The sequence below is a fragment of the Streptomyces virginiae genome (assembly GCF_040638905.1).
GTDB lineage: Bacteria > Actinomycetota > Actinomycetes > Streptomycetales > Streptomycetaceae > Streptomyces > Streptomyces virginiae_B.
Map to the genome: position 1 here is coordinate 34,298 of NZ_JBEZYV010000029.1, position 17,853 is coordinate 52,150.

The 17,853-nt window shown below is 73.3% G+C and carries 18 protein-coding genes; 9 read left to right on the top strand and 9 right to left on the bottom strand.

Translation table 11 applies throughout. The features are described from left to right. The first annotated feature begins 44 nt into the window (after positions 1-44). Positions 45-773, top strand: coding sequence for a class I SAM-dependent methyltransferase (locus AB0F82_RS29415; RefSeq protein WP_362632705.1), 729 nt, complete (start codon positions 45-47; stop codon positions 771-773). Here AB0F82_RS29415 and AB0F82_RS29420 read toward each other — a convergent pair. Both AB0F82_RS29420 and AB0F82_RS29425 read right to left on the bottom strand, forming a co-directional pair. Next, complete coding sequence (locus AB0F82_RS29420; protein ID WP_362632706.1) at positions 754-1,755, bottom strand: acyl-CoA dehydrogenase family protein; 1,002 nt, start codon at positions 1,753-1,755, stop codon at positions 754-756. The two genes, AB0F82_RS29415 and AB0F82_RS29420, sit on opposite strands and share 20 nt — an antisense overlap. Beyond that, the gene (locus tag AB0F82_RS29425; protein WP_362632708.1) at positions 1,755-2,900 is read right to left on the bottom strand and encodes an acyl-CoA dehydrogenase family protein; all 1,146 of its coding nucleotides are present in this window, start codon (positions 2,898-2,900) and stop codon (positions 1,755-1,757) included. The genes AB0F82_RS29420 and AB0F82_RS29425 overlap by 1 nt, the downstream gene beginning before the upstream one ends. 95 nt (positions 2,901-2,995) lie before the next feature. Between AB0F82_RS29425 and AB0F82_RS29430 the strand changes: the two genes are divergently transcribed. The 5 genes from AB0F82_RS29430 to AB0F82_RS29450 all read left to right on the top strand — a co-directional run bounded on the left by AB0F82_RS29430 (position 2,996) and on the right by AB0F82_RS29450 (position 7,915). Beyond that, positions 2,996-3,778 (top strand): SDR family oxidoreductase, encoded by a 783-nt coding sequence (locus tag AB0F82_RS29430; protein WP_356812097.1) that lies wholly within the window; start codon positions 2,996-2,998, stop codon positions 3,776-3,778. Between the two features lie 22 nt (positions 3,779-3,800). Then, positions 3,801-4,466, top strand: coding sequence for a TetR/AcrR family transcriptional regulator (locus AB0F82_RS29435; RefSeq protein ID WP_390075015.1), 666 nt, complete (start codon positions 3,801-3,803; stop codon positions 4,464-4,466). 28 nt (positions 4,467-4,494) lie between these two features. After that, positions 4,495-5,652 carry an acetyl-CoA C-acetyltransferase gene (locus AB0F82_RS29440; protein ID WP_362632710.1) on the top strand — a complete coding sequence of 386 codons (1,158 nt, stop codon included), beginning with the start codon at positions 4,495-4,497 and terminating at the stop codon, positions 5,650-5,652. Positions 5,653-5,912: 260 nt separating this feature from the next. Beyond that, complete coding sequence (locus tag AB0F82_RS29445; protein WP_008743912.1) at positions 5,913-6,116, top strand: cold-shock protein; 204 nt, start codon at positions 5,913-5,915, stop codon at positions 6,114-6,116. 101 nt (positions 6,117-6,217) lie between these two features. Beyond that, a complete protein-coding gene (locus AB0F82_RS29450; RefSeq protein WP_436842184.1) occupies positions 6,218-7,915 on the top strand; it encodes a DEAD/DEAH box helicase in 1,698 nt (565 codons plus the stop codon). 92 nt (positions 7,916-8,007) lie between these two features. Here the strand turns inward: AB0F82_RS29450 and AB0F82_RS29455 are convergent, their stop codons facing one another. From AB0F82_RS29455 to AB0F82_RS29475, 5 genes are read right to left on the bottom strand one after another with little or no spacing between them, the layout of a single operon-like run. Continuing rightward, positions 8,008-8,940, bottom strand: coding sequence for a tyrosine-protein phosphatase (locus AB0F82_RS29455; RefSeq protein WP_362632715.1), 933 nt, complete (start codon positions 8,938-8,940; stop codon positions 8,008-8,010). A gap of 30 nt (positions 8,941-8,970) precedes the next feature. Beyond that, positions 8,971-10,062 (bottom strand): NAD(P)H-dependent flavin oxidoreductase, encoded by a 1,092-nt coding sequence (locus AB0F82_RS29460; RefSeq protein WP_362632717.1) that lies wholly within the window; start codon positions 10,060-10,062, stop codon positions 8,971-8,973. Between the two features lie 3 nt (positions 10,063-10,065). Further along, complete coding sequence (locus AB0F82_RS29465; RefSeq protein ID WP_362632718.1) at positions 10,066-10,818, bottom strand: CoA-transferase subunit beta; 753 nt, start codon at positions 10,816-10,818, stop codon at positions 10,066-10,068. Next, a complete protein-coding gene (locus AB0F82_RS29470; RefSeq protein ID WP_362632719.1) occupies positions 10,815-11,666 on the bottom strand; it encodes a CoA transferase subunit A in 852 nt (283 codons plus the stop codon). The genes AB0F82_RS29465 and AB0F82_RS29470 overlap by 4 nt, the downstream gene beginning before the upstream one ends. Beyond that, positions 11,663-12,412 carry an enoyl-CoA hydratase family protein gene (locus AB0F82_RS29475; RefSeq protein WP_362632721.1) on the bottom strand — a complete coding sequence of 250 codons (750 nt, stop codon included), beginning with the start codon at positions 12,410-12,412 and terminating at the stop codon, positions 11,663-11,665. Before AB0F82_RS29475 ends, AB0F82_RS29470 begins: the two co-directional genes overlap by 4 nt. A gap of 56 nt (positions 12,413-12,468) precedes the next feature. On the opposite strand from AB0F82_RS29475, the gene AB0F82_RS29480 reads away from it, so the two are divergent. Together AB0F82_RS29480 and AB0F82_RS29485 are read left to right on the top strand one after the other, a co-directional pair. After that, positions 12,469-13,233 (top strand): SDR family oxidoreductase, encoded by a 765-nt coding sequence (locus AB0F82_RS29480; protein ID WP_362632723.1) that lies wholly within the window; start codon positions 12,469-12,471, stop codon positions 13,231-13,233. Position 13,234: 1 nt separating this feature from the next. Continuing rightward, complete coding sequence (locus tag AB0F82_RS29485; RefSeq protein WP_362632725.1) at positions 13,235-14,146, top strand: SDR family oxidoreductase; 912 nt, start codon at positions 13,235-13,237, stop codon at positions 14,144-14,146. A gap of 873 nt (positions 14,147-15,019) precedes the next feature. Here the strand turns inward: AB0F82_RS29485 and AB0F82_RS29490 are convergent. Together AB0F82_RS29490 and AB0F82_RS29495 are read right to left on the bottom strand one after the other, a co-directional pair. Then, the gene (locus tag AB0F82_RS29490) at positions 15,020-15,721 is read right to left on the bottom strand and encodes an HAD family acid phosphatase (protein ID WP_362632727.1); all 702 of its coding nucleotides are present in this window, start codon (positions 15,719-15,721) and stop codon (positions 15,020-15,022) included. 135 nt (positions 15,722-15,856) lie between these two features. Further along, entirely contained in the window at positions 15,857-16,753 is an 897-nt protein-coding gene (locus AB0F82_RS29495) for a hypothetical protein (protein ID WP_362632729.1), read from the bottom strand. Positions 16,754-16,924: 171 nt separating this feature from the next. Here AB0F82_RS29495 and AB0F82_RS29500 point away from each other — a divergent pair, with 171 nt between their 5' ends. Further along, on the top strand, positions 16,925-17,677 hold the full coding sequence (locus AB0F82_RS29500; RefSeq protein WP_362632731.1) for a S1 family peptidase: 753 nt from the start codon (positions 16,925-16,927) through the stop codon (positions 17,675-17,677). Positions 17,678-17,853: the final 176 nt, after the last annotated feature.

Genomic DNA, 17,853 nt, shown 5'->3' on the forward strand with positions numbered 1-17,853 from the left:
CTCGATCTTGTTGCTTTGTACGTGTGATCGAAAACAATGGACGCATGACGACACGCGCCCGTTCCTTCGACGCCGCAGCCGCCTCCTACGCCGCCCACCGGCCCGGATACCCGTCGGCCCTCTTCGACGCCGTCGAGGAGCTCGCCGGTCGCCCGCTCGCCGGGTCGCGCGTCGCGGATGTCGGCGCGGGCACCGGGATCGCCACCGCCCTGCTGCACGAGCGCGGAGCCGAGGTCGTCGCCGTGGAACCCGGGGACGGGATGGCTGCGCAGCTGCGCCGGGCGCACCCCGGAATCCCGGTCGTGCGCGGCGACGGGAACCGACTGCCGCTGGCCACCGGCGCGTTCGACCTCCTCACCTACGCCCAGGCCTGGCACTGGACCGACCCGGCCCGCTCCGTCCCCGAGGCCCGCCGCGTGCTGCGCCCCGGCGGTGCGCTCGCCATCTGGTGGAACGACGCGGACCTCACCGTCCCCTGGATCGCCGAGCAGGAGGCCCGCTTGGCGGAGTTCTTCGGGGCGGCCGAGGGCAACGGCTTCCGTACGCTGCCCCAGGGGCTCGGCGGTTTCGCCACCCGCTCCGTGCGCTGGTCGCGGCGCGTTCCGCTGGACGCGCACCTCGCCAACCTCGCCAGCCACTCCGCCTTCCTGACGCTGGGCGAGGCCGGCACCCGCGAATACTTCGCCGCGGAACGGGAGCGGCTGGCCCCGCACTTCCCCGACGGCACGGTCGAGGAGCGTTACGTGGTCAGCCTCAACGTCGCCCGGGTGTGAGCGACCGCAGGACCTCCGCCCGGCACGCCGACGGCGTGCCCCACGCGTCCCGCAGCGGGCGTGCCTTGCGCAGCCACAGCGACAGGTCCAGCTCCTCGGTGTAGCCGACCGCGCCGTGGAGCTGGAGCGCCGTCATGGCCGCGCGGTACGCCGCCTCCCCGCAGCGCAGCTTCGCCGCCGCCACGTCGCCCGGGGCCAGTGACAGCGCCGCCGCCCACACCAGCGGCCGCGCGAACTCCAGGGCCACGAGGGTGTCCGCCAGCCGGTGCTTGACCGCCTGGAAGGAGCCGATCGGCGCCCCGAACTGCGTGCGCTGCTTCACGTATCCGACCGTCCGCTGCAGCAGGGCCTCGGCCACGCCCAGGCACTGGGCCGCCGTCAGCAGCCGCGCCCAGAGCCCGGCCGCCCGGGCCGCCCGCGCCACCGCCGGTCCCGCCGCGAGCGGCTCGCCCCCGGCGGCCGCGAGGCGCGACAGGCGCCGGGCCGGATCCGTCGACCGCAGGGTGGCGCCCGCGGCGGCCGGCCGCAGCTCGGCCGCCCCCGACACGGTGAAGCAGTACGTCGCCGCGTCCGCGTCCAGGGCGTACGGCCCCCCGCCGCTCCCGCCCGGCAGCGTCAGCGTGGCCCACGCCTCGCCCGCGGCCAGGCCAGGCAGGAACCGCTTGGCGAGCGCCTCGTCCCCCAGCTCCGACAGCAGTACCGATACGGCGGCGCTCTCCACCACCGGCCCCGGCACCCCCGCCCGGCCCAGCTCCACGAACCCCAGCGACAGCTCCAGCGGGAGCAGGCCGGCCCCCTCGTACGCCTCGGGCGCGGCCAGCGCGAACAGGCCCGTCCCCGCGAGCCGGGACCGCAGTGCCAGCCCGGGCCGGCAGTCCCCGTCCGCCCAGGCCCGTACGGCCGCCGGGACCTGCGCCGCGCCCAGCAGGGAGCGCAGCGTACGGGCGAAGTCCGACTGCTCGTCGGTCGGCAGGAAGCGCATCAGCGGCGGCCCTTCGGGAGGCCGAGCAGCCGCTCGGCGATGATGTCGCGCTGGATCTCGTTCGTCCCCGCGTAGATCGGTCCGGCCAGCGAGAAGATCCACGGCTCGGCCCACTCCCCGTCCGCGAGCTCGGCGTCCGCGCCCAGCAGGTCCAGCGCCGTCTCGTGGAGGGCGATGTCGTACTCCGACCAGAACACCTTGTTCAGGCTGGACTCCGCGCCGAGGGCCCCGCCCGCGGCGAACCGGGAGGCGCCGGCCCAGGTGAACAGCTCGTAGGCGCGCGCCCCCACCACCGCGTCGGCCACCCGGTCGCGCAGTGCGGTGTCGGCCGGATCCCCCTGCTCCCGCCACAGGGCGGTCAGCCGGTCCGCCGCCGCCAGGAACCGGCCGGGGGAGCGCAGGGTCAGGCCCCGCTCGTTGCCCGTGGTCGACATCGCGATCCGCCAGCCCTGCCCCGGCTCCCCGATCACGTCCTCGTCGGGCACGAAGACCTCGTCCAGGAAGAGCTCCGCGAAGGCCGGCTTGCCGTCGAGGCGGCCGATGGGCCGCACCGTGACGCCGGGCGCCCGCAGGTCGAACATCAGGTACGTGAGCCCCTGGTGCGGTGCGGGGGCGTCCGGGTCGGTGCGGAAGATGCCGAAGGCCCGGTCCGCGAAGGCCGCCCGTGAGGACCAGGTCTTCTGCCCGGACAGCAGCCAGCCGCCCTCCGTGCGGACCGCCCGCGACGTCAGCGAGGCCAGGTCGGAGCCCGACTCCGGCTCCGACCAGGCCTGCGCCCAGACCACCTCGCCGCCGGCCATCGGCGGCAGCACGCGCGCCCGCTGCTCGGGCGTCGCGTGGTCGAAGAGCGTCGGTGCGAGGAGGCTGATGCCGTTCTGCGAGACCCGGCCGGGCGCGCCGGCCGCCCAGTACTCCTCCTCGAAGACCAGCCACCGCACGATGTCGACGCCCCGGCCGCCGTACTCCTCGGGCCAGGACACCACCGACCAGCGGTCCGCGTGCAGCCGCTCCTCCCATGCGCGGTGCGCGGCGAAGCCCTCGCGCGTCTCCAGGGAGGGCAGGGGGGAGGCGGGTACGTGGTCGGCCAGCCAGGCGCGCGCCGCGGCCCGGAAGGCCTCCACCTCCGCCGTCTGGGTCAGGTCCATCAGGTGCCCACCTCCTGGAACGCCGTACGCCGCCACTTCCCTAACAAGTGTTTGGTAGGTTATCGTACGGCGATGAGCAGCGTCGAGGAGTTCGCATGAACGAGCCCCGGTACACCGCCGGCCACCACCTGCTGCAGGACCGCACCGCCGTCATCACCGCCGCCGCGGGCGCCGGGATCGGCGGGGCCACCGCCCGCCGCTTCCTGGAGGAGGGCGCCCGCATCGTCATCGGCGACGCGCACGCCCGCCGGCTGAAGGAGACCGAGGACGCGCTCACGGCCGAGTTCGGGGCCGGCCGCGTCACTTCCCTGCCCTGCGACGTCACCGACGAGGCCCAGGTGAGGGCCCTTTTCGCGCTCGCCGAGCAGACCCACGGCAGCCTCGACATCGTCGTCAACAACGCCGGACTCGGCGGCACCGCCGCCCTCGTCGACATGACCGACGAACAGTGGACCCGCGTCCTCGACGTCACCCTGAACGGCACCTTCCGCTGCACCCGCGCCGCACTGCGCTCCTTCAAGGCCTCCGGGGCGGGCGGAGTCGTCGTCAACAACGCCTCCGTCATCGGCTGGCGCGCCCAGACCGGCCAGGCCCACTACGCCGCGGCCAAGGCCGGGGTCATGGCGCTCACCCGCTGCGCGGCCCTGGAGGCCGCGGACTTCGGCGTACGGGTCAACGCGGTGGCGCCGAGCCTGGCCATGCACCCCCACCTGGTGAAGGTCACCAGCGAGGAACTCCTGGCCGAACTCACCGCCCGCGAGGCCTTCGGCCGGCACGCCGAGCCCTGGGAGGTCGCCAACGTCATCGTCTTCCTGGCCAGCGGCTATTCGTCGTACATGACGGGCGAGACGGTGTCCGTCAGCAGTCAGCACCCGTGAGGGGGTGTCCGACAATGGGCGCGTGCCCACGAACAAGCCGGACACCGAGCCGGAAGCCCAGCGCGAAGCCAAGCCGACAGCGAAGAAGAAGCCGCAGGTGACGTCCTCGCCCGAGCGGCGCCGCGAGCTCCTCGACACCGCGGCCGAGGTCTTCGCCGCGCAGGGCTACAACGCCACCACGGTCCGCAAGATCGCCGACGCGGCCGGGATGCTCGCCGGCAGCCTCTACTACCACTTCGATTCCAAGGAATCGATGCTCGACGAGATCCTCTCCGCCTTCCTGACCGAGCTGTGGGAGGGCTACGACGCCGTCCTCGCCGCCGGACTCGGCCCCAGGGAGACCATCGAGGCCCTCGTCACCGAGTCCTTCCGCGAGATCGACCGGCACCGCGCCGCCGTCGCGATCTACCAGAAGGAATCCCGCACCCTCTCCGCCCAGCCCCGCTTCCACTACCTGTCCGACTCGCAGCAGAAGTTCGAGAAGGCCTGGCTGGGGACGCTGGAACGGGGGGTCGCCGCCAAGGCCTTCCGGGCCGACCTCGACATCCGCCTCACCTACCGCTTCGTGCGCGACACGGTGTGGGTGGCGGCGTCCTGGTACCGGCCGGGCGGGCAGCACAGCCCCGACGAGATCGCCCGCCAGTACCTGTCGATGGTCCTGGACGGGATCGCCCTGCGCCCCACATGACAGATCCGACCGTCCGAGGAGTCCCGACATGCCCGAGGCCTACATAGTCGACGCCGTACGGAGCCCCGTCGGGCGGCGCGGAGGCGGCCTGTCCGCCGTCCACCCGGCCGACCTCGGCGCGCACGTCCTCAAGGAACTCGTCGAACGGTCCGGTGTGGACCCGGCCGCCGTGGAGGACGTGGTCTTCGGCTGCCTCGACACGGTCGGCCCGCAGGCCGGGGACATCGCACGCACGGCCTGGCTCGCCGCCGGCCTGCCCGAAGAGGTCCCCGGCGTCACCGTCGACCGCCAGTGCGGCTCCTCCCAGCAGGCCGTGCACTTCGCCGCTCAGGGCGTGCTCTCCGGCACCCAGGACCTCGTGGTCGCCGGCGGTACCCAGAACATGTCGATGATCCCGATCGCCTTCGCCTCACGGCAGGCGGCCGAACCCCTCGGCCTCACCGAGGGCCCCTACGCGGGATCCGCCGGCTGGCGCGCCCGGTACGGCGACGCACCGGTCAACCAGTTCCACGGTGCCCAGCTCATCGCCCAGAAGTGGGGGATCTCGCGCCGCGAGATGGAGGAGTTCGCGCTCCGCTCCCACCAGAGGGCGGTACGCGCGATCGACGAGGGCCGCTTCGCCCGCGAGACCGTGGCCTACGGGGACGTGGCCGTGGACGAGGGACCGCGCCGGGACACCACCCTGGAGAAGATGGCGGCGCTGAAGCCCGTCGTGGAGGGCGGCACCATCACCGCCGCGGTCTCCTCCCAGGTGTCCGACGGCGCCGCGGCCCTGCTGATCGCCTCCGAGCGCGCCGTCCACGAGCACGGCCTGCGGCCGCGGGCCCGCATCCACCACCTGTCGGTACGGGGCGAGGACCCCATCCGCATGCTCTCCGCGCCCGTCCCGGCGACGGCGTACGCCCTGAAGAAGACCGGCATGGCCCTGGCCGACATCGACCTGGTGGAGATCAACGAGGCGTTCGCCCCGGTGGTCCTGGCCTGGCTGAAGGAGACCGGCGCCGACCCCGAACGCGTCAACGTCAACGGCGGCGCCATCGCCCTCGGCCACCCGCTCGGCGCGACCGGCGTCAAGCTGATGACGACGCTCCTGCACGAGCTGGAACGCACGGGCGGCCGCTACGGCCTCCAGACGATGTGCGAGGGCGGCGGCCAGGCCAACGTGACGATCATCGAACGCCTGTAGTCCGTGTCCGGGGCGGGTGGCGGACGCGCCGCCCGCCCCGGACACACCGCGCGTTCCAGGGCATTCCCGTAGCGCGGGGGTGTAGGTCACACCCGCCCGTCTGCACGCCGGGGCCAAGATGTGCTAGCTTAGTGGCCGTTGCAGTTGTGGTACCCATGAACTTTATGTGCGCCTGACGGGAATGTTCCTCAGGCGCTTTTATTGTTTTTTTGCCGGAATCTCCGGATGGGGCCCTTTGCCGCCTATTCAGGAGATTTAAAATGGCACTTGGCACCGTGAAGTGGTTCAACTCGGAAAAGGGCTTCGGCTTCATCGAGCAGGACGGTGGCGGTCCGGACGTCTTCGCCCACTACTCGAACATCGCCACCCAGGGCTTCCGTGAGCTCACCGAGGGCCAGCGCGTGTCCTTCGACGTGACGCAGGGCCAGAAGGGCCCCCAGGCGGAGAACATCCTCCCCGCCTAATTCCTTCAGCATGCCGGGGTCCGCACCGAGAGGTGCGGGCCCCGGCTTGTCTGCTGTCTCGAACTTTGTTTTACCTGCCGGTTTCAGGAGGGCTTTCTCGCATGACCAGCTCCAGCTCCGCACGACCCAGCCGCCGCCCCACCCGGGGACGAGGAGCGGCCCAGGGGCGTCCGAAGGCTGGTGCGGGACGGCAGAAGTCCGCCCCCGCCCCCCGGCCCCAGGAATTCACCATGCCCGAGCCGGCCGTCCCGGCGCTGCCGGCGGTCGCCGCGTTCGAGGACATGGGCATGCCCGAGGCGCTGCTGAAGACCCTCGCCGCCCAGGGCGTCACCGAGCCGTTCCCCATCCAGGCCGCGACCCTGCCGAACTCGCTCGCCGGACGCGACCTCCTCGGCCGCGGCCGCACCGGCTCCGGCAAGACGCTGGCCTTCGGCCTGGCGCTGCTGGCCCGTACCGCCGGCCGCCGGGCGCAGCCGAAGGCACCGCTCGCGATGGTCCTCGTACCGACCCGCGAGCTCGCGCAGCAGGTGACCGACTCCCTGGCCCCGTACGCCACGGCCGTCAACCTGCGCATCGCCACCGTCGTCGGCGGCATGTCGATCAACCGGCAGTCGGGCGCCCTGCGCCGCGGCGCCGAGGTGCTCGTCGCCACCCCCGGCCGTCTGAAGGACCTCATCGACCGCGGTGACGCGGACCTCTCGCAGGTGTCGATCACCGTCCTGGACGAGGCCGACCAGATGACCGACATGGGCTTCATGCCGCAGGTCACCGCGCTGCTCAAGCAGGTCGCGCCCGGCGGCCAGACCATGCTCTTCTCGGCCACCCTCGACAAGAACATCGACAAGCTCGTCAAGATGTTCCTGACCGACCCGGTCGGCCACTCCGTCGACCCGTCGGCCGGCGCGGTCACCACCATGGAGCACCACGTCCTGTACGTCATGGACGAGACCGACAAGAAGGCCGTGGCGACGCGTATAGCCGCTCGCGACGGCCGGGTGATCATGTTCGTGGACACCAAGCGCGGTGTGGACCGCATGGTCAAGAAGCTCCTCGCCGACGGCGTGCGCGCCTCCGGCCTGCACGGCGGCCGCTCGCAGCCGCAGCGCAACCGCACCCTGGACTGGTTCAAGACGGGCGAGGTCACCGCGCTGATCGCGACGAACGTCGCCGCGCGCGGCATCCACATCGACGACCTCGACCTGGTCGTCAACATCGACCCGCCCAGCGACCACAAGGACTACCTGCACCGCGGCGGCCGTACCGCCCGGGCCGGCGAGTCCGGCAGCGTGGTCACCCTCGTCCTGCCCGACCAGAAGCGGGACATGACCCGGCTGATGTCGGACGCCGGGATCTCCCCGCGCACCGCGCAGATCAAGTCCTCCGACCAGGAGCTGGCCCGGCTGACCGGCGCCAAGGAGCCCTCGGGCATCCCGGTGGTGCTGGAGGTTCCGCAGCAGCCCGCGCCGAAGGCGCGCAGCGGGTCCGGCTCCGGTTCGGGCTCCGGCTCGCGCCGCCGCTCGGGTTCGGGCGGCGGCCGCGCCACCACCGCCACCGTCACCGCCGGCGCCCCGGCGGCCGGCGGCCGCGGACGCCGTTCCGGCGCTGGATCCGGGCAGGCCCCTACGGGCTCCGGTTCGGGCCAGGCCCGTCGCGGCGGCCAGGGCGGCCAGGGCGGCTCGGCCACCGGATCCGGCGAGCGCGGCCGACGCGGCGCGGTCGGCTCCGGCGGCGGCGCCGCGGCGGCCTCCGCCCGCAGCCGGGTCGGCACCGGCGGCCAGGGCCGCCGCCGCGCGGTCTGACCCGTACCGGCCCCACCCGTACGCACGGCGAAGCCGGGCAGCGCACCACGCGCTGCCCGGCTTCGCCGTTTCCGCGGTTTCCGCTGTTTCCGCTAGCGGACCAGCTTGCTCTGGAGTTTCGCCAGCGCTCGCAGGTCCAGGCCGAGGCCCTGGGTCAGGTAGCCGTAGAAGCTGCCGTAGTCGGCCTCCAGTTGCGCCGTTGCCGAGTCCAGGTAGTCCTGGCGTACCTCTTGGAGCGGGATCAGCAGGTCCGGGTTCTGCATCCGCCCCGACTGCTTCAGGCCCGCCCGCACCCTGGCGTCGTAGGCGGCGCGGAAGGTGTTCGACGCCAGGTAGTCGCGCTCGGCGGTGTCCTCGGGGACGGCGAGGGCGCGCAGCAGCACGTAACTCATCCAGCCCGTCCGGTCCTTGCCGGACGTGCAGTGGTACAGGACCGGACCCTGCCGGCCGTCCGCGAGCTCCCGCAGGGTCGCCGCGAACTGCGCCCGGTTCTCGGGGCTGGTCACGAAGGTGCGGTAGATGTCGCGCATGTAGGCCTCGGCGCGGCCCCCGCCGAGCATCTGCTCCTGCGCGACCGGGTCCCCGCTGCCGATCGCTGCGACGAGCGTCCCGTAGAGGCCGAGGTCGCTGACCGGGCGTGCGGTCGGGGAGAGTCCGGATGGCAGCCGGTCGGCGCCGTCGTACTGGACCTCCGTCGGGATGCGGAAGTCGACGACCTTCGTGAGGCCGAGACCGGAGACGGTGGTGACGTCCGCGTCGGTCAGCTTGCCCAGGGCGTCGGAGCGGTAGACGAGCCCGTGGCGGACCTGGCCACCGGTCCAGGTGCGGTAGCCGCCCAGGTCGCGGACGTTGACCGCGCCCTGGAGGACGATCTGACGAATCGTTTCAGCTTGCTGCTGCTGGTGATGGTGCCGGGCGCTGACCCCGGCTCCGGGTGCCGCCGCGTGCGCGGCGGTCGGCAGGGTGGTGAGGGCGAGGGCGGCGACGGCCGCCGCGGCCGCTCTGCGGATTCTGACACGGCTCATGGGGGCGACTCCTGTGACGGAGAAGGGGGATCACCCTGGTGGTGGCAGGGCGTCGAGCGACTGCGGTCCGTCGGGCCCGTGCAGACGGTCCAGCACGGTGTGGGCCTCGGCCATGACACGACGGACGAGCTCCGCGCAGGACGGGAGATCGTCGATCACCCCCGCGACCTGGCCCGATGCCATGACGCCGAGGTCCGTACGGCCCTCGACCATGGACGCCTTGAGGAGCATCGGAGTGTTCGCGGCGAGCAGGACCTGGCTCCAGGACAGCTCCTTGCCGTGTTTCATCGCCAGGCCGTCGCGGACCATCTGCGGCCAGCTCAGACCGGACACCTTCCGGAAGCCCGCCGCGTGCCGGACCGCCCGGACCAGCGCCCGGGTACGGCCGGCGCGCTCCAGGGAGTCGACCAGCTCCGTACGGAGCATGCGGTGCGGGAGCCCGTCGACGGCCGTGGTCACGGTGACGTCCCGGACCGTCGCCTTCAGGTACTCGGCCTTCACCGCGTCCGGCACGGTCGAGTCCGAGGTCAGCAGGAACCGGGTGCCCATGGCGATGGCCGCCGCCCCGTACGCCAGGGCCGCGACCAGGCCGCGGCCGTCACTGAAGCCGCCCGCCGCGACGACCGGGATGTCCACCGCGTCCACCACCTGGGGCAGCAGCACCGTCGTGGCCACGTCACCGGTGTGACCGCCGCCCTCGCCGCCCTGCACGATCACCGCATCGGCGCCCCAGGCGGCCACCTTCTCGGCGTGCCGCCGCGCCCCGACCGACGGGATGACGACCACACCCGCATCCTTCAGCCGGCCGATCAGCTCCCTGGAGGGCGCAAGGGCGAAGGACGCGACCCGGACCCCCTCGTCGATGATCAGCCGGACCCGCTCGGGCGCGTCCCCGGCGTCCGCACGCAGGTTGACGCCGAAGGGGGTCCCCTCCGGGACGCGGGACCGCACCTCGTGGACCGCCGCCCGCAGCTGGTCCGTGGTCATCGTCGCGGAGGCCAGGACGCCCAGGGCGCCGGCGCGCGCCGCGGCCGACACCAGGCGGGGGCCGGCGACCCAGCCCATGCCCGTCTGCACGATGGGGTGTTCGACCCCGACCAGTCTCGTGAACGCCGTCTCCACGGATCAGCCCCGCACTTCCCGGTCGCGCAGACCCTTGGGGTCGATGACCTCGCGGATCAGCCGCAGTTCCGCCTCGGTCGGCTCCCGCGTGTACGGGACCTCCTCGGGCAGCGCCAGCTCGAAGCCGGTCGCCGCCCGGACCTGCTCGACGGTGACCCCGGGGTGCAGGGAAGCCAGCCGCATCGCGTTCCCGGGGCCGGCGAAGTCGAAGACGCCCAGATCGCTGACCACCCGGGGCAGCCGGTGGAAACGGGTCACCCCCGCCTCGGCGGCGCGGTCGTAGCCGACGCCGCTGACCATGTCGACGCGCTCGACGAAGACCCGCGTCGAGTGCTTGGGGATCCAGTAACTCACGGGATGGTTGAGGGTGTTGACCGGCGCCCCGCGCACGCCGAGCAGCTGGCGGGCCGGCCGCTCCCAGTCGCCGATGCAGGAGATGTTCTGGTTGCCGAACCGGTCGATCTGGCTCGCGCCCATCATCACGTGCCGCCTGCCGCCGGTGACCATGGTCAGGTGGCGCCGGTAGGGGAGCCAGCCCTCGGGCGTGCCGTCGAGCCCGACGAGCATGGCCTCGCCGTCCGTCAGCAGCAGGTCGGGGGAGAAGGTCCGCTTCGCGAGCCGGGCCCCGAAGGAGGGGACCAGGCCCATCGGGCTGGCGAGCACCTCGCCGTCGCCGCGCCATGCCTCGGCGCACGCGATCACGCAGTACTCGGCACGGGTGGCGGAGGTGGCGGAGCCGGCGGTCGTCGTGGTCACTGCTGCTCCTCGTGCCAGGCCCGGACGGTCGACTGGTAGTCGTGCTCGCCCGCCCCGGACAGGAACCGTTCCGAGAACTCGGGCCAGGGGGTGCGCGCGTAGAGCTTCTGGAAGGCCTCGTCCCGGCCGTAGTCGGGGGCGCAGGAGGTGAAGTGCGCGCCGTTCGGGGTCTCCACCACTCCGGTGACGGAGTGCCGGCTGACCACGAGGGACTGCGGGGGGCCGGCCTTGGTGAGCTCGGCGGTCCCGACGAGCTGCTCGCAGGAGACGTAGGCGGCGTCGGCGGCCTCGCAGAACAGGTCGTCGAAGTACGGATCCGGGCCCAGGTACTGGGCGTTGCCGAGGCGGTCGGCGCGGTTGAGGTGGACCAGGGCGGCGTCCATGCGCAGGGCGGGGACGGCGACGAGCTCCTCGCCGTCGTCGTAGGGCGAGGTGACCGTGCGCAGTTCCGGGTTGACCCGCATCACGTCGGAGCCGAGGCCGGCGCGGACCGGGAGGAAGGGCAGCCGGTTGGCAGCGGCGTGCAGGCCCCACATGAACATGGCCTCGTCGTACTCGGTGAGCGCGAAGGCGGCCCGTTCGCGGGCGGCCCGGAAATGCGGCTCCAGCGCGATGGAGTCGAGGGTGGCGAAGGGGGCGACGAGCCGGCGGATCCGGCCCGCGGCCGCCAGCAGGCCGACGTCGGGGCCACCGTACGAGATCACGGTGAGATCGGTGATCTCGGACCGGAGCAGCGCTCTGATCAGGGCCATGGGCTTGCGCCGGGACCCCCAGCCGCCGATCCCGAGGGTCATCCCGCTGCGCAGCTGCCCGACCACCTCTTCGACCGTCATGGTCTTGTCGCTCATGCGCGCTCTCCCTTCCCGAAGGTGTCGCGGACCCGGTCGGCCACCCCGCTGAGGTTGGCCTCGAAGGTGAAGCCCTGCTCGAAGCGGTAGCTGCGGCGCACGTCCACGGGGTCGATCCCGTTGATGGCCGCCTTCGCGAGGCGGATCAGGCAGCCGTCCTTCGTCGCGATCTCGGCGGCCAGCTCCAGGGCGGCGCCGCGCAGTGCCTCGGGCGGGACCACCTTCCAGACCGAGCCGTGGGCGTGCAGTTCGGCGGCGGTCACGGTGCGCGAGGTGTAGTAGAGGGCGCGCATCAGATGCTGGGGGACCAGCCGGGCCAGATGGGTGGCGGCGCCCAGGGCGCCCCGGTCGAGCTCGGGCAGACCGAAGACGGCGTCGTCGGAGGCGACGATCGCGTCGGCGTTGCCGACCAGGCCGATGCCGCCGCCCAGGCAGAACCCGTTCACGGCCGCGACGACGGGCACCTCGCACTCGTAGACGGCGGCGAACGCCTCGTAGCAGCCCCGGTTGGCGCCGATGAGGGTCGCGTGGCCGGTGTCGCGCTGCATCTCCTTGATGTCGACGCCCGCGTTGAAGCCGCGGCCCTCGGCGGCGAGGACCACGCACCGGACCCCGGGGTCCCGCCCCGCGGTCCGCAGGGCGTCGGCCAGGTCGTACCAGCCCTGCACGGGCAGCGCGTTGACGGGCGGGAAGTCGACCGTGACCAGTGCGACGCCCTTGTCCGGGCCGGAGGTGGAGACACCCATGAGAGGATCAGCTACCTTTCCACCAAACATTTGTTAGGTGAGGAAGGTAGCAGCCGATGGAGCTCGACGGGAGGGTTGTCGTCGTCACCGGCGGAACCAGGGGCGTCGGCGCCGGGATCGCCCGGTCGTTCCTCGCGGCCGGCGCGGAGGTCGCCGTCTGCGCACGCAGGCCCCCCGACCGGCCGGTGTCGGCGGGCGGCCGCGAGGCGTCCTTCACCGCGCTCGACCTGCGAGACACGGGCGCCGTACGGGACTTCTTCGACACGGTCGCCGGGCGGTACGGGCGGCTCGACTGCCTGGTCAACAACGCAGGCGGGACCCCGTACCGCCTCCTCGGCGAAGGCGACGCCGAACGCCACGCACGGGTCGTCGAACTCAACCTCGTCGCCCCGATGACGGCCTCCCTGGCAGCCCGCCCCTGGCTGAAGCGGAGCCGCGGCTCGGTGGTGATGATCGGCAGCGTCAGCGGGACCCGCCCCTCGCCGGGGACGGCGGCGTACGGGGCGGCCAAGGCGGGCCTGGAGAACCTGGCCCGGTCCATGGCCGTCGAGTGGGCACCCGAGATACGGGTGAACTCGCTGGTCCTCGGCATGGTGCGGACCGAACTCGCGCACCTGCACTACGGCGACGCGGCCGGGATCGAAGCGGTCGGCGCGACCGTCCCACTGGGGCGGCTCGCCGAACCGGCCGACGTGGGCGACGCGGCGGTCTTCCTCGCCTCCGACCGGGCGCGGTACGTGAGCGGGGCCGGCCTGCTGGTGCACGGCGGCGGGGAGCGCCCGGCGTTCCTGGATGCGGCAACTGTCAACAAGGAGGGCTGAGATGGCGGGACTGTGCGAGGGCCGGGTCGTGATCGTGACGGGCGCGGGGCGGGGGCTGGGCCGGGCCCATGCGCTGGGCTTCGCCGCGGAAGGGGCGAAGGTCGTCGTCAACGACCTGGGCGTGGGGCTGGACGGGCTGCCCGGACCGGAGAGCCCGGCGGCGCAGGTGGTCCGGGAGATCGAGGACCTCGGCGGCGAAGCCGTGGCGCACGGCGGGGACATCGCGACAGCGCAGGGTGCGGACTCCCTGGTGCGGGCCGCCGTCGACGCCTTCGGCCGCCTCGACACGCTGGTCAACAACGCGGGGTTCCTGCGGGACCGGATGCTGGTGAACCTGGACGAGGACGACTGGGACGCGGTCGTGCGGGTCCATCTGAAGGGGCACTTCCTGCCGCTGCGGTCGGCGGCCGCGTGGTGGCGGGCGGAGGCGAAGGCCGGCCGCCCGGTGGCCGCCCGGGTCGTCAACACCTCCTCCGGGGCGGGCCTGCTGGGGTCCGTCGGGCAGGGCAACTACAGCGCCGCCAAGGCGGGCATCCTCGGCCTGACGCTGGTCGCGGCGGCCGAGATGGGCCGGTACGGGGTCCAGGTCAACGCCATCGCCCCGGCCGCGCGGACGCGCATGACGGAACAGGCCTTCGCGCAGACCATGGCCGCTCCCGAGGGCGGCGGCTTCGACGCCATGGCACCCCAGAACGTGTCACCGCTCGTGGTGTGGCTCGGCGCGGACGCTTCGGCCGGGGTCACCGGACGGGTCTTCGAGGCCGAAGGCGGCCGGATCACCGTCATGGAGGGCTGGCGGCCGGGCCCCACGGCGGACCGCGGCGCGAGGTGGACTCCCGCGGAGGCGGGCGAGGCGGCGGTCAAGCTCCTGGCCGCGGCCGACCCCCCGCTACCGGTGTACGGCTCGCGCTAGCTCGTGTCGTCCAAGTCCCGCCTGGCCGGCGGGGCCCGGCAGCGTGCCTTGCCGCGGTGTCGGGCGCGCCGGGGTGGGTCCGGTACTCGGGCGGCCCTCGGCCCTTCGGGGCTTCCCCTCGGCCCTGCGGGCCCGGGGAGAGTCCATGGCACCGGACGCCGGGGCCCGCCCTTCGGGCGGCCGGCGCCACTTTGCGGACACGCCCTGGGGGTGGCCGGTTGCTCCGGGCCGGGCTTCTCCAGGGCCGGGTCCACTGCCGCGGTGAGGGTGGGGGAGCCGGCCCCCGGCTCAGGCCGCAGCCGGCTGCCGCTCCGGTGCGGCGGGGGCGGCGTCGCCGGGGCCGCCCTTCGCGCCGCGCCGGTCGGGCCCGGAGTCCGGTCCGGGAGCAGGGTGAACGGGCCGCGGCCCGGGTGCGGCAGGAGGCAGGCGAACGCCTACTTGGGCGAGCCCGGCGCGCCGCCGAGCCGCCTGCTCGCCCCCCGGCAGCCGACCGGCACACCGTGCGTGACCCTGCCCCCGCCCCCCAGGAGTGGAGGAAGGCGCGCAGGACCGGCAGGGCCTGCCCTTCGTCGGCCTCGGCGACCCCTTTCCGGCCGGTCGCTGCAGAAAGGCGGCGCGGGGCGGGTCCGCGACCGGTCGGCACGGGCCGGACGGGCCCGCCGCGCCTGCGGAAGCCGGGAACGGAAGCGGGCCCGGCCCCCTGGCGAGGGGTCGGGCCCGAGTCTTCGTCGGTGCGTTGAGGTATGACTACCCGCTGGGTCCACCCGCTGAACCGCGGTCGGGCCATCTGTTGTGCGCGAAGTCACGTGACATCACGCGAAGGCCGCTCGAAGGCCGCGCGCGAGGGGGAGCCGTACCCTCCCCGCGGGTGCGTCAGGAGAGCTGGCCGTTGTAGTCCGGGAGCTTCACGGTGCGCTCGGCGTGGCCGCCGACCAGGTCGGTCGGGCTGTTCCCGATGTTCGCGATGATCGTGTAGCCGCGCGCCTCGATCTCCGCGCGCTTGGCCGTCTTGTAGGTGCTGACCTCCTCGAAGAGGTCGGGCAGGTCGCGGACGTAGAGCCCGGACACCGGGTAGCCGACGGCCTTGAGGTTGTACTCGGTCAGGGAGTGGATGATCCCCGGGCGGGCCGTGACGAAGAAGACGGCGACGCCGCGCGCGTGGGCGTACTGGGTCAGTGCGCGCACCTTGGTGATCGCGGGGGTCGGGTAGGTCCAGAACCAGTGGAAGTCCGTCTCCAGCGAGGTGTTGTCGATGTCGAGGACGAGGGCCGGCTTTTCGCCGGCGGGCGAGTTCGCGATGCGCTGCTCGATGGCCGGACGCGCCGCGTCGACGGCGGCGGCCACCTCCCGCTGCCAGGTGGCGTAGTCGATGCCGAGTATCGCCGCGTTCCCGCCCGGCGCGGAGGCGGACGCGTACGCGGACGCGGGCGTGGTCGCCGGTGCGGAGACGGGCGCGGGCGCGGCGACGGGGGCCGCCTGGGCCGCGGTGGCCGGAACGAGCGTCAGGACGGCGGCCGCTGCGGCCACGCCGACGGCGGCGGTACGGGGCGTGCGGATGCGGCGGGAACTGCGCATGGGGGGCGCTCCTCGGTCACGAATTGGCATGGACGTGACCAGAGTTGGCGAGAACCGCACCCATGTCTACTGGCCGGTAGGAAACTTTTCGCGACCGACCGGTGAATGATCAAGCCATATGCGGGCGGACCGGGACTACGTGTCGCAGTCGAGCAGCGAGCGGCACAGTCCGCATCGCGCCCGCAGCCGTCCGCGCACCGGCACCCGCACCCGCTGCTCGCACACGGGGCACGGGAAACTGACGCGCAGCCCCGCGCCGGACCCTTCGCGCTCGAAGCGGTACGCCGACCCGTCCGCCGGGGTGGCCCCGGTGCGCCGCGCCCTCGCGTACCGCCGCCGCGCCCCCGGGCCGGCGGCGGCGAGCGGAGCCCGGCGGTGGTCCCGGGCCGCCAGCGCGCTCCCGCGCACGTAGGCCTCGTACGCCTGCGGGCTGGTGAACCACGGGGACGGGTCCTCGCCGAACAGCGCCGCCCGCTTGGCGAGGACGTAGCCGAACTCCTCCGGCGTCAGGTAGCCGAACCTCTGGTGGGTGAGCGCGTCCTCCCGGTAGGCGTCGAGCAGCAGCCAGCCCGCCCCCAGGTAGGCGGCGGCGGTGTCGGTGAGGATCTCGTTCTCCGCCGGATCGGGGAAGGCGAGTTCCAGCCGGTGCAGCAGCACATGGGCGACCTCGTGCGACAGGGCCGCCGCCAGGTCCCGCCGGCGGGTGCGGAAACGGTCGTTGACCTCGACGAAGTACTCGGGCCCCGCGGCCAGTTCCACCGTGGCCGCCTCCTCCATCGGCCGGAAGGCGACCACCATCCGCGCATCGGGCAGCCGTAGCGCGCGCACCATCGCCGAGGCCACCCGCTGCGCACCCAGGTGCAGGTCGTCGGAGGCGTCGAAGGCCGCGTCGGCGGGGGAGAAGCTCGTGGCGTAGGCGCGGACCCCGTCGGCCGACAGGCGCCGGAAGAGCGCGGTGATCGAGGCGCGCACGGTCGCGAGGTGCGGAAATCCGTGCTCGATGATCCCTTCCCGCCCGCCGTTCTCCTTCATCGGGTGCTCCTTACCGCAATCCCTGTCGCGCTGGGGGGAGTTGGCCGAAACTGCGTTCTTGTTGGCCGCCGTGCTCCTGTTGTGTCATGGACCCGTCATTCCCCGATGACACGCACGGCCCAACCCCCCACGAAAGGCAGTGTGTTGACTGTGTCCAGCCTCGTGCGATTCATGAAGCGCACCCTCGCCGTCGGCGCCGTCGCCCTCGCGGCCGTCAGCCTCCAGCCCGGCACCGCCACCGCCGGCACCGCACCCGTCGTCGGCGGCACCCGAGCCGCCCAGGGCGAGTTCCCCTTCATGGTGCGCCTCTCCATGGGCTGCGGCGGCGCCCTCTACACCCAGCAGATCGTCCTCACCGCCGCCCACTGCGTGAACGGCTCCGGCAACAACACCTCCATCACCGCCACGGCCGGAGTCGTCGACCTCAACAGCTCCAGCGCCATCAAGGTCAAGTCCACCAAGGTCCTGCGCGCGCCCGGCTACAACGGCACCGGCAAGGACTGGGCCCTGATCAAGCTCGCCAAGCCCATCAACCTGCCCACCCTCAAAATCGCCGAGACCAAGGACTACGACAACGGCACCTTCACCGTCGCCGGCTGGGGCGCCACCCGCGAGGGCGGCGGGCAGCAGCGCTACCTCATGAAGGCCACCGTCCCCTTCGTCTCCGACGCCGCCTGCAACGCCGCCTACAGCGACCTCGTCCCCGGCGAGGAGATCTGCGCCGGCTTCATCGACCAGGGCGGCGTCGACACCTGCCAGGGCGACTCCGGCGGCCCCATGTTCCGCCGCGACAACGCCGGAGCCTGGATCCAGGTCGGCATCGTCAGCTGGGGCATCGGCTGCGCCCGCCCCGACTACCCGGGCGTCTACACCGAGGTCTCCACCTTCGCCGCCCAGATCAAGAGCGCCGCGGCCACCCTGTAGCCCCCACCCGCACCCACCCTCGTCCTCCCGGCCCGGCACGAACCGGCCGGGAGGACGAGGCGCACCCACCACCGCCACCGCCGCCGCCCGGGCCCCGCGGCACCCTCCCCGCCGGCCCGCCGTGCGGTTGCGGGCCGACCCACGCGCCGGTCCCACGGGAGGGAACCTGAGGCAGC

Coding starts and splice junctions, on each gene's coding strand:
- AB0F82_RS29500 (WP_362632731.1), top strand. CDS start 16,925: ATGAAGCGCACCCTCGCCGTCGGCGCCGTCGCCCTCGCGGCCGTCAGC.
- AB0F82_RS29445 (WP_008743912.1), top strand. CDS start 5,913: ATGGCACTTGGCACCGTGAAGTGGTTCAACTCGGAAAAGGGCTTCGGC.
- AB0F82_RS29490 (WP_362632727.1), bottom strand. CDS start 15,721: ATGCGCAGTTCCCGCCGCATCCGCACGCCCCGTACCGCCGCCGTCGGC.
- AB0F82_RS29440 (WP_362632710.1), top strand. CDS start 4,495: ATGCCCGAGGCCTACATAGTCGACGCCGTACGGAGCCCCGTCGGGCGG.
- AB0F82_RS29480 (WP_362632723.1), top strand. CDS start 12,469: ATGGAGCTCGACGGGAGGGTTGTCGTCGTCACCGGCGGAACCAGGGGC.
- AB0F82_RS29425 (WP_362632708.1), bottom strand. CDS start 2,900: ATGGACCTGACCCAGACGGCGGAGGTGGAGGCCTTCCGGGCCGCGGCG.
- AB0F82_RS29475 (WP_362632721.1), bottom strand. CDS start 12,412: ATGGGTGTCTCCACCTCCGGCCCGGACAAGGGCGTCGCACTGGTCACG.
- AB0F82_RS29470 (WP_362632719.1), bottom strand. CDS start 11,666: ATGAGCGACAAGACCATGACGGTCGAAGAGGTGGTCGGGCAGCTGCGC.
- AB0F82_RS29430 (WP_356812097.1), top strand. CDS start 2,996: ATGAACGAGCCCCGGTACACCGCCGGCCACCACCTGCTGCAGGACCGC.
- AB0F82_RS29485 (WP_362632725.1), top strand. CDS start 13,235: ATGGCGGGACTGTGCGAGGGCCGGGTCGTGATCGTGACGGGCGCGGGG.
- AB0F82_RS29495 (WP_362632729.1), bottom strand. CDS start 16,753: ATGAAGGAGAACGGCGGGCGGGAAGGGATCATCGAGCACGGATTTCCG.
- AB0F82_RS29450 (WP_436842184.1), top strand. CDS start 6,218: ATGACCAGCTCCAGCTCCGCACGACCCAGCCGCCGCCCCACCCGGGGA.
- AB0F82_RS29420 (WP_362632706.1), bottom strand. CDS start 1,755: ATGCGCTTCCTGCCGACCGACGAGCAGTCGGACTTCGCCCGTACGCTG.
- AB0F82_RS29455 (WP_362632715.1), bottom strand. CDS start 8,940: ATGAGCCGTGTCAGAATCCGCAGAGCGGCCGCGGCGGCCGTCGCCGCC.
- AB0F82_RS29415 (WP_362632705.1), top strand. CDS start 45: ATGACGACACGCGCCCGTTCCTTCGACGCCGCAGCCGCCTCCTACGCC.